General features: G+C 73.6%; 7 protein-coding genes and 1 pseudogene. 4 read left to right on the forward strand and 4 right to left on the reverse strand.

Annotation, left to right across the window (positions count from 1 at the left end; genetic code table 11):
- Positions 1-36: 36 nt before the first annotated feature.
- Positions 37-504, reverse strand: a pseudogene (gene manB, locus ACFW2E_RS31065) (phosphomannomutase/phosphoglucomutase); the annotation flags it as partial.
- 145 nt (positions 505-649) lie between these two features.
- Complete coding sequence (locus ACFW2E_RS31070) at positions 650-1,075, reverse strand: DUF3499 domain-containing protein (protein ID WP_384470396.1); 426 nt, start codon at positions 1,073-1,075, stop codon at positions 650-652.
- Between the two features lie 306 nt (positions 1,076-1,381).
- Here ACFW2E_RS31070 and ACFW2E_RS31075 point away from each other — a divergent pair, with 306 nt between their 5' ends.
- The gene (locus ACFW2E_RS31075; RefSeq protein ID WP_384470401.1) at positions 1,382-1,834 is read left to right on the forward strand and encodes a metallopeptidase family protein; all 453 of its coding nucleotides are present in this window, start codon (positions 1,382-1,384) and stop codon (positions 1,832-1,834) included.
- A gap of 53 nt (positions 1,835-1,887) precedes the next feature.
- Here the strand turns inward: ACFW2E_RS31075 and ACFW2E_RS31080 are convergent, their stop codons facing one another.
- The gene (locus tag ACFW2E_RS31080) at positions 1,888-3,393 is read right to left on the reverse strand and encodes a DUF5719 family protein (RefSeq protein ID WP_384470397.1); all 1,506 of its coding nucleotides are present in this window, start codon (positions 3,391-3,393) and stop codon (positions 1,888-1,890) included.
- Complete coding sequence (locus tag ACFW2E_RS31085) at positions 3,390-7,064, reverse strand: glycosyltransferase family 2 protein (RefSeq protein WP_384470398.1); 3,675 nt, start codon at positions 7,062-7,064, stop codon at positions 3,390-3,392. The genes ACFW2E_RS31080 and ACFW2E_RS31085 overlap by 4 nt, the downstream gene beginning before the upstream one ends.
- A 247-nt stretch (positions 7,065-7,311) precedes the next feature.
- On the opposite strand from ACFW2E_RS31085, the gene ACFW2E_RS31090 reads away from it, so the two are divergent.
- The 3 genes from ACFW2E_RS31090 (at position 7,312) to ACFW2E_RS31100 (ending at position 10,098) form a co-directional block, all read left to right on the forward strand.
- Positions 7,312-8,031: a hypothetical protein gene (locus ACFW2E_RS31090; protein ID WP_384470399.1), complete on the forward strand. Its 720-nt coding sequence runs from the start codon at positions 7,312-7,314 to the stop codon at positions 8,029-8,031.
- Complete coding sequence (locus ACFW2E_RS31095; RefSeq protein ID WP_384470400.1) at positions 8,028-8,855, forward strand: 4'-phosphopantetheinyl transferase family protein; 828 nt, start codon at positions 8,028-8,030, stop codon at positions 8,853-8,855. The genes ACFW2E_RS31090 and ACFW2E_RS31095 overlap by 4 nt, the downstream gene beginning before the upstream one ends.
- A gap of 421 nt (positions 8,856-9,276) precedes the next feature.
- Complete coding sequence (locus tag ACFW2E_RS31100; protein ID WP_316762604.1) at positions 9,277-10,098, forward strand: AfsR/SARP family transcriptional regulator; 822 nt, start codon at positions 9,277-9,279, stop codon at positions 10,096-10,098.
- The last annotated feature ends 138 nt before the right edge of the window (positions 10,099-10,236 follow it).

A 10,236-nucleotide genomic window follows, 5' to 3' on the forward strand; every position in this document is an offset into this window, starting at 1 on the left:
GCGGGCGACCTGGGTGGGGTGGTTGGCCGGTTAGTGGTCCACCGTGTCGCGCGGGGTGTTGGTTCCCGGCGCCGCGGCCGGCTCGGGCGCGCCCGACTCGCTCCAGCGCTCGGCCAGTTCACGGATCTCGGCGAGGCCGGTGTCCTGGCCGACCGGTGCCGCGCCGGCGCGGCACATCTTGATGCCGTTGTACTGCGCCGGGTTGTGCGAGGCGGTGAACATGGCGCCCGGGAGGTTCAGGGCGCCCGAGGCGTAGTACAGCTGGTCCGTCGAGCAGAGGCCGATCTCCGTGACGTCCACGCCGCGTGCGGCCGCGCCGCGCGCGAAGGCGCGGGACAGCGCGGGCGACGACGGTCGCATGTCGTGGCCGATCACGATCGCGTCCGCGGCGGTCACCTGGACGAAGGCGGCGCCGAACAGCTCGGCCAGCGTCTCGTCCCACTGGTCCGGGACCACCCCGCGTACGTCGTACGCCTTTACGATCTGCGACAGATCAGCAGCCACGGCCAACCCTCCTGAAAGTCCTATCGGTCGCCCCAAACTACCCGTTCCGGGTAAGGCTCCGGCGTGGGAACGCCAAGTGGACTTCCAGACGTAACCTCAGGTCAGGCGTGCGCCGTGCGGTGCGACACGCGCGCGTGAGGGCGGCTCAGTTGTCGGGAGAGCGCAGCACCCTCAGATGGCCGCGGCGGGCGACCTCCATCGGGTCCGCCGTGCGCGCCCCGCCGCCACCGGCCTCGGCCGCGCGCTCCTGGGGGCGGGCGGCCTCGCGCACGGCGTTGGCGAGCGCTTCGAGGTCGTCCCCGGTGGGCCGGGCGGGAGCGGATCCGTCGAGGAGACGGACGACCTCCCAGCCGCGGGGGGCGGTGAGGCGCTCGGAGTGCTCGGCGCACAGGTCGTAGCAGTGAGGTTCGGCGTAGGTGGCGAGCGGGCCGAGGACCGCGGTCGAGTCGGCGTAGACGTACGTCAGCGTCGCGACGGCGGGTCGGCCGCAAGCGGTGCGCGAACAGCGACGTACAAGGCTCACGACGTTGGACGGTACCGCACTCTTGAGCGGGCCGCGACGACTCTCCACCAGCTCACTCCACCGTGTCGTGCTGTGAGACACCCCACATGCCCCTCTGGACACGCCTTTCTGACCTGCGCGTACGGGCTTGTCGGGCATTCCGGGTCCGTACGCGTCCGGTCATGGGTCGGCACAAACACTGTCAAATGCCTTGATCTGCCCGGTCTCGTAGGGATACGGAAACGAGCCCAATCTTGGCTGGAATGGTCATGCGACGACAAGCCGTTCGGGTGGCCGGTTGCCGACCGGTCGGCGTACCCGTCGCCGCGTGGGGGCCGGGCGGGCGGACCGCGCGGGGACTAGGCTTCACCAGTGATGGACAACCGTGTACCGCCCCGTGCCGCCGGCCCCGGGCCTCGTCGTCGTGATCGCCACGGGCGGGGCATGCGCGGACCGATCGCGCCGCCCCAGGTGCCGCTCGCGGCGAGCCGTGCCGAGGCGTTCGCGGACCTGGTGCAGGACTCCGTGGATCGACTCGAGCGGCGCTGGCCGCAGCTCGCCGACATCGATTTCCTGGTGCTCGAGGTGCCCCGGCTGGAGCGGCGGCCCGAGGAGGCCTGGAGCGACGAGGCTGTCCCGCTCGGCGGGACGATTCCCGCGCGCGACGGCCACCGGGCCCGGGTCGTGGTGTACCGGCGGCCGGTCGAGATCCGCACGAAGGGGCGCGACGAGCGGGCCGCGCTGGTGCACGAGGTGGTCGTCGAGCAGGTCGCGGAGCTGTTGGGACTGACTCCGGAGACGGTGGACCCCCGCTACGGGGAGGACTGAGCCGGGGGCGCCGGGCAGGCTCGCCGCCCCCGGTCGAACCGCCGCGTCGGCGGTTACTTCTGCAGCACGGACAGGTCCTGGTCCGCCTCCGGCACCGCCACCGTCCCCCGGTCGTCCGGGAGGGTCTGGACGGTGAAGCCGGGAACGCCCTCCTCCGTGGCCGCCAGGGTGCGGGCGGCGTAGACCGGTCCGCCGGACACGGGCTCCACCGTCAGGGCGTACGTGCCCTTCCGACCGGCCGGGGCCGGGGCGTCGACGTTCTGGGTCGTGCCCTGCTTGATCGTGTACGTCTTCGTGACCGCCGTGCCGCCGCCGCTGCCCGCCGACGCCGTGACCTTGACGGTCGCGGTGGCGGTGGGGGCGGTGAGGGACAGGGTCGTGCCCTTGCCGCTGTTGTCGGCGGACGTCGCACGGGTGCCGACCGGACCGGTGGCGGGGATGAACGCCGTCTCCTGCTTGTCGCCCTTGCCCCGGGTCACCCGGAGGGCGGCCACCACGGGCACGGCCTTGTCCGTCGGGGTCAGGACCAGGGAGCCCGCCTCGCCGCGCGTGACGTCGCCGAGGTCGACCGCCGACGTCATGCCCGACTTCACGTGCAGCGTCTCGTTCCCGGCGGGGGTGATCAGACCGTTCGGGGAGGCCAGCCGCACCTTCAGGTCGGCGTCGGCGTCACCAGGGGTGAACGCGACCAGACGCACGGAGGTGGCGTCCTTCGGAATGCCGGGCAGGATCAGGGTGTCCGCCGGGTCGGTGGACGCGGCCAGCCAGTCGCCGCCGATCTTGTCGTCCAGGGCCTGCACGGCCGCGCCGACCCGACCGCTGCGGACGCTGACGTGCACGGTCAGGTTGGTCTGGCGCTCCTCGGTGAGCGTGGACAGCAGCACCGGCTCGCTGGAGTGTGCCTTGACCGTGATGCCCTCCCCCACGGGGGACTTGATCGCGCCGTCCTTGCCGTACAGCTCGATGTCGACGACGGCGGGGCTGTCGTCGGGGTTAGTGAGGTGCACGTAGTCGGTGCGCTCGGCGGCGGTGCTGGCGCCGGGGAACCAGAACTCGGTGTCCGGAGCCGTGCAGTTGACGCCCTGGAGGCCGCGTCCGGTGCCGGCGGCGACCTCGGTGGTCTCCTGGACGGTCCAGCCCGGCGCGAACTTCCCCTCGGCGGTGCCGACGAGCGCGGGCGAGTCGGCGCCGGAGGTGTCACCGGTGGCCGGGGTGCCGGGCGCCTTCGGGGCCAGGACGGGCTTGGCGGCCTGCTGCTTGCCCTTGCCCTTCGAGGCGCCGTCGGTCTTGTCCGCCGACTCCTCCGTGGCCGCCGTGAGCGTGGCCCTGCCACTGGCGGCCGTGCCCTTCGTGGCGGGCGTGAAGGACGTGTACGTCGTCTCGGCGATGTCGGAGACGCTCGGTGCCGGGCACAGCAGACTCGTGCGCTCCACGGGCAGTTGGGCGGCCGCCTCGGCGGTGTCCGCACCGGACGTGTCCGGTGTCCTGAAGGCGGCGAATCCGGTGACGGCAGCCAGCGCTGCCGTGCCGGCGATCAGGGAAAGGGTGGTGCGGTTCACTGCTGGCTCCCGTCGGGGCGCTCACTGCCGGTGCCGTGGGGGCGGGTCGGGTCGTACGCCGGGTCGTAACCCTGCTGGTACGTCTGGTCGTACGGCATCTGGCCGCCCGCTCCACCCGGTCCGCTCTGTCCGCTCTGCCCTCCGTACGCGTAGGGGTCGTACTGACCGCTCTGGTACGGGTCGGCCTGATACGCCTGCTGGCCGTACGCGCCCGCCGGATACTGCCCGGCGTCCTGGTACTGGTCGCCGTAGGCGCCGTACCCGTCGTCCGCGTAGCCCGACGCGTCCCAGTCGCCGTAGGACTGCTGGTGCGGTACGGCGGCCACGGGTGCCTCCTCCGGAGGAGGAGGAACGCTGGCGGGGCCGGACTCGTCGGCGCCGTCGGCCTCCGCGGCCTCGGCCTGGGCGCGCAGACGGCGGGCCCGGCGGCCCTCGCCCGCGGCGGCCTGGGCGGGGACGGTCTCCTCCTCGGGGAGGTCGTCGTCGACGTCGCGGCGCCTGCCCGGCAGGGCGAGCACGACGAGCACGACGGCGAGTGCGCCCTGGGTCCACAGCCACGCGGTGTGGCCGAGCGGGGCGTCGTAGGTGACGTCCAGCCTGCCGCCGGCGGAGGGGAGTTCGAAGCCCTGGGCCCAGCCGTCGACCGTGGTGCGGGTCAGGGGCTTGCCGTCCAGGGTGGCCGTCCAGCCCTCGGCGGCGGAGTCGGCCAGGCGCAGGACGCGGCCGTCGGAGCCGGTCGGGACGGTGGTGTGGATCTCGACGGGTCCGGCGGCGACCGACTCCGGGGTGCCCGAGCCCGCGGCGGAGACGATGACCGCGCGCGAGACCTCCTGGTCGACGCGCCACAGCGCGCTGCCGTTCTGCTGGCTGAGCCGGGTCAGGCCGGGCGTGGCGTCCAGGACGCGGGTGACCTCGCGGGGCGCGCCCTTGTGGACCAGGACGTAGCGCACGGCGAAGCGGCCGAGCTGGTTGACCTGGTCGGCGCCGGAACCGGCGACGTGGTTGGCGACGACCTTGTCGAGCCTGCCGTTCTCGCCGTCGGCCGCGGCCAGTTCGGCGTCGCCCATGCGGGCGCCGGAGCCGCGGACGAGGGTGTAGCGGACGCGGGCGGTGGAGTCGCTGTCGAGGACCAGGGTGCGGGCCTGGTCGCGGGTGCTGCTCTCCTCCGCGACGAAGGCGGGCACCTGGGCCGGGTCGCGTCGCTCCACCGGCCCGTCGGCGCCGCGGATCATCCAGCCCGCGGCGACGAGCAGCGGCCCCGCCGCCGAGGCGAAGGCGATCAGCGCGGCCACCGGCTGGCGCCAGCCGAAGCTCTGCTCGGCCACGCGGGCGCGTGCCCCGGCGGCGCCGAGTGCGGCGGCGGACAGGAGCGCGATGCCGTAGACGAGGGTCGCGGGCCCGGCCCAGGTCGAGCCGTTGGACAGGGCCGCGAAGACCAGGCCCACCAGGGCGGCCGCCCAGGCCGCCCGGATTCCCAGCCCGCGCTCGGAGCGCAGCAGGGCGGCCAGCGCGGCCAGGACGATGCCGACGAGCATCAGACCGTCCACGGTGCCGGGACCGCCGGGGCTGGCACCGAGCAGGTCGAGGGCGGAGGCGGTCGAGGAGCCGTACTCCAGTCCGGCCTCCCGGAAGAAGCCGAACGGGAGCAGCGTCAGCGACCAGGGCGCGAGGACCAGCAGCGGGGTTCCCAGCTGGACCAGGAAGCGCAGGCCGTGGGCGACGATGTCGGCGCGGCGCAGGGCCAGCACGCCGATCCCCAGGGTCAGCGCGATGGGCCACACGATCGGTGTGAACGCGGTGGTGATGGTCAGCAGCAGCGCATAGGCCCAGGTGGCGCGCCAACTGCCGCGCACGCCGGAGGAGTTCGACAGTCCGGCGGCGGCGGTGCCGGCGCGTGCCAGGAGCGGCAGCAGGACGGCGAGGACGGCGGTGCCGATGCGGCCGCCGGCCAGGGCGCCGGTGGCGGCGGGCAGGAAGGCGTAGGCGACGGCCGCCCAGGCGCGCAGGAGGCGGGACTCGACGAGCGGGCGCGAGGCGAAGTAGGCGGTGAACCCGGCCAGCGGCACCGCGCCGACCAGCAGGACCGTGACCGCGAGGCCGGTGGAACCGAACAGCACGGAGGCCAGCATCGCGACGATCGCGAGGTAGGGCGGCGCGGACGGGGTGCCGCCGGCGCCCACCGGGTGCCAGGCGTCCAGGTAGCGCGACCACAGCTCGCCGGAGCCGGCCGGGGCGGGGAGCAGGGCGCCGCCCGAGAGCGCGCCGCCGCCGAGGAGCGCCCGGCAGGCGGCGAGGGAGGCGAGCAGCAGTACCAGGAAGAGCACGGGGCCGGGCTTGCGGGCGATGCGCTTGAGCCGGGCGAACTGCTCGATCTCCAGGAAGTCGGAATCGTCACCGCCGGGCCCGGACTCGACCGCGCCGCCGTGCCGTCCGGCCGAGGAGACCTCGGTGTCGGAACCGCCGAAGAGATTGCCGGCGACCTGTTCCACGGTGGCCCGCACGGTCGCGCCGGGCGGCGGGAACAGCGGCCGCAGCTCACCCTTGTCGACCTGCGGGCGGCCGCGCCTGCGCCGTCCCGCGATGATCCGCTCGGGCCGCAGCAGGGTGCCCAGCAGGCCGCGGATCTCGTCGACGGCCTGTCCGGGTACCTTGCCGACGAGGTAGGCGACAGTCCTCAGGACCGTGCCGAGCACGAGCCGCAGCAGGACCCAGGGCAGCGCCGCGGTGCGGGTGTTGACGAGGAGGGTGTAGATCGCGCCCGCCTTGTCGACCTTGTGCGGGGAGGCGGCAGTGCGGCCCCCGCAGTCGACGGCGCGGCGCTCGCGGGAGGCGGCCTCCGCGTGCCGTACGACCGCTTCGGGGGCGATGAGGACACGGTGGCCGGCCGCGTTGGCGCGCCAGCACAGGTCGATGTCGTCGCGCATCAGGGGCAGCCGCCGGTCGAAGCCGCCGAGCTGCTCGAAGACGTCGCGGCGGATCAGCATTCCGGCGGTGGACACGGACAGCACGGGCCGTACGTGGTCGTGCTGGCCCTGGTCCTGCTCGCGGCGGTCGAGGCCGGTCCAGCGGCGGCCGGAGTTGGCGATGGAGACGCCGACCTCCAGGAGCTGCCTGCGGTCGTACCAGCCGCGCAGCTTGGGGCCCACGACGGCCACGTCGTCGCGGCCCAGCTCCAGTTCGTTGTCGACGACCCGCAGCAGCTGGGCGAGGGCGTCGGGGGCGGGTGCGCAGTCGTCGTGCAGCAGCCACAGCCAGTGGACGGGCTCCCCGTGGGGGAGGTCGGGCATGTCGTAGGCGTCGTCGCGCCAGGTGCGTGTGACGGGGTCCCAGCCGCTGGGGCGCTTGAGGTACGGCAGCTCGTCCGGCGTGAGGACGGGCGCGCTGCGGTTGGCCTCCTCGACGGCCTGGCCGAAGCCGGTGCGCCGGGCGAGGTGCAGCACGCGGTCGGCGCCGAGGGCCTCGGTGACCAGCTGCGCGGAGTCGTCCGCGCTGCCGGTGTCGGCCGCGACGGCGTACTGGACGGGGCGCTCCTGGCCGAGCAGCCCGGCGAGCGCGTCGGGCAGCCAGCGGGCGCCGTCGTGGGAGACGAGCACCGCGGTCACCACATGACGCGGAAACTCAGGGATGGCAGCGGCGTCTTGATGGGCTGCCGTATGGCTGTGCACGGACATCGAGGTACGGGCCCCGGTTCGGTGGACTGCGGTGGACGCCTGTGCCCCGAGGGGACAGCGGGGCGTCTCGGACGAGCGACCACACTATCGGCTGCCCATGATGAGGGGGGGGCGCCCGCGGGGGTTTGACCCCCCGCGGGGCGGCGCGCGGCGTGGGGTGGGGGGGGGCGGGGGGGCGGGCGCGGCGGGGGCGGGGGCGGGGGCGGGGGGCGGGGCCGGGGCGGCGGCGACCGCCCTGACCCGCGCCGTGCTGCAACTGCGCCGCGCCACCCTGCTTCCCGGGCCGGGCCGGCCGCGGCCCGCCGTCTGGGAGGCCGGGCGCGCTCCCGAGGGGGGCACCCTGCCGCGCACCGTCCTGGTCGGCGTGCACGAGCCGGACACCCAGCACGCCGTGGTGGTGCTGCGTGAGCCGGACCCGACGCCCGCCCCGCGGGCACCCGGGGACGACGGCGGCGGACCGCACCTGGTGCTGCTGTCGGCGGTCACCCCCGGACACCTGGCCGCCACCGCCGAACGCCTGGCCGCCTGGCTCACCGGCCCCGGTACGCCGGCCCTGGCCGCCGTGGCCCGTGAACTCCGGCTGGGACGGGCCGCGCTGGACTGCCGCCTGGCGCTGGTGGTCTACGACACCTCCCAACTGGCGGCGGCACTGGCCGCTTTCGCGGTGGGGAGCGGCCCCGACGGCACGCTCGGCCCACCTGTTCCGTCCGACCGGGGCGATCCGCCGGATGCTCCGCCGGTGCACAGCGCGGACCTGCGGAACCCGTCCGCCGAACCGCTGCTGCACGGCGGACTTCCCGAGACCCGCGCCTACCTCGACGCCCTGTGGGAGGGCCGACGCTTCGAGCAGCTGATCCGGCTGTGGCTGGCCGGCGTCGACGTGCTCGGCGCGGGCCGGGCCCATCTCGCGGGACCGGTGACGGAACTGCCCCCGAGCGCGGTGCTGCCCCGAGGAGCGCCGAGGTGACGGCCACCGAGCAGGAGCGGGACGAAGCCCGGGTCACGCTGTGGCTGTGTCCCAACGACGGACTCAGCCCCGAGATCGCCCGGCTGCTGGCCGAGCACTGGCTGGACGCCCAGGAACAGCGGACCGCGGGGAAGTTCCTCTTCGAACGCGACCGTCTGCAGTACCTGATCGCCCACACCCTCGTACGGCGTGCCCTGGCGCTGGAGGCGGGTCTGGCCGAGGCGGAGCTGGTGATCTGGCGCTCGGTCCGGGGCCGGCCGTTCCTGCGGCCCACCGCCGACCTGGCGGCACGCGGCGGACGGGTGCTCGACTTCAACCTCTCCCACGCCGGCGGCTACAACTTCCTGGGCATCGTGCGACAGGCCCGCATCGGCGTGGACGTCGAGCGGATCGAGGAGCGCGACGAGCACGCCGTCGCCACCATCGTGAACGCGATCTCGCCGCAGGAGCGTGCCTGGGTGCGGGAGGCCGGCCCCGGGCCCGAGCGGGACCGGCGCGCGCTGCGGGTGTGGGTGCTGAAGGAGGCGTACTCCAAGGCGCGCGGGCTGGGTCTGGGCATCCCGTTCGACAGTTTCGTCTTCACCCTGGCCGACGAGTCGGGAGTACGCGCCTTCACGCCGCCGGCCGACGACACCGGCCGTGCCTGGCGGTTCCTGGAGCTGGAGCCGGTGCCCGGTGTGCTGGTCGCCGTGGCCGTGCCCGCCGGCGGGGGCGGGGAGGCGGTCGTCCACCTCAACCACGGCTTCCCCTGGAGCCGGTCGGCGCCGCAGAGGTTCCTCCTGCCCGAGCCCGTGGGAGGAGGCACGTACGCCGCCGCCGCGTAACCGGTCTGTTTCCGGGGGGACATCGGGAAAGGGCGCGAAGTTCTTTTGCGCCCGCCTTCCGCGTGCATCCGCGTGTGCCCGTCATCGTTTTTCAGGCATCTGTGCGCATGAGCTTGTGCGGAATTTCTCAAGGTATTTACTCGGTGTGTTGATCGAAATTCCGAAAGGCCTTGCGGCTGCTCGTCGGAATGTTGAATTCCGCACGTCTCGGCCGGTCTGACGAGCAAGTATGTGACAGTCGCACAGATGCTCTTGAAAAGAACCGAGCCACGGCGCAATACCGCCCGTGGGATTCCGCTCGAGAACCGCTAGAGAAATTGACTGGAAGAAGGGGAATGCCGCTAGCTTGCCTGGAAGTGGAGGCACAATTCTGGCCACTGGAAGGAAAGACACGAGGAACTCGACGAGTACGGAGGAGACCGTGAGGATTCAGGTTCTGGGTCCGTTGAGTGCCGAGGTCGACGGGGGATCCATCGTTCCGTCCGCGAGCAAGCCGCGGCAGATTCTGGCCCTGCTCGCCCTCTATCCGGGCCGCGTGATGCCCGTGCCCACTCTCATGGAGGAAATCTGGTCTACTCGGCCGCCGCAGAGCGCGCTGACCACCCTGCAGACCTACATCCTCCAGCTGCGCAGGCGCCTGGGCACCGCGATGGGGCCGGGCGCACCCGGCCGGGCCAAGGAGGTGCTCGCCACCCGGCACGGCGGCTACCTGCTGCAGATCCCCGAGGAGTCGGTCGACGTGCACGACTACGAGCGCCTGATCCGCGAGGGACAGTCGGCCTTCGACGTGGGCGACAGCGAGGTCTCGGCCGCCCGCTTCGGGGCCGCGCTGGACCTGTGGCGGGGCCCGGCACTGGTGGACGTGCGGGTGGGCCCGATCCTCGACATCGAGGTACGGCGGCTGCAGGAGAGCCGGCTGGTGACCGTGGAGCGGCGCATCGACGCCGAGCTGCGGCTCGGGCGGCACGCCGAACTGATCGCCGAGCTCACCGAACTGACCGCCCGCCACCCCCAGCACGAGGGCCTGCACTCCCAGGTCATGGTGGCGCTGTACCGGTCGGGACGGCAGGCTTCGGCACTGGAGGTCTACCGCAGGCTGCGGATGCGGCTCATCGACGAGCTCGGGGTCGAGCCCTCGCCGCAGCTGCAGCGGCTGCACCAGGCCATGCTGGCCGTCGACCCGCAGCTCGACGTCCTGGCGGGGCCCCGGCACACCTCCACCTTCGACCTCTTCGCCGCTTGAGAACCGGCGGAGTCAGGAGTTGGCCGTGCGCATCCTGAAACAGCTGGACAGCCCCATGGACGGACTGCTGCGGCGGGAGGGTAGGGAAGAGCGCGCTGGGCGCCCCCGCACGCACCAAGCGGGTGGGGGGGCGCCGGT

Source organism: Streptomyces sp. NPDC058964, from assembly GCF_042741275.1.
Taxonomy (GTDB): domain Bacteria; phylum Actinomycetota; class Actinomycetes; order Streptomycetales; family Streptomycetaceae; genus Streptomyces.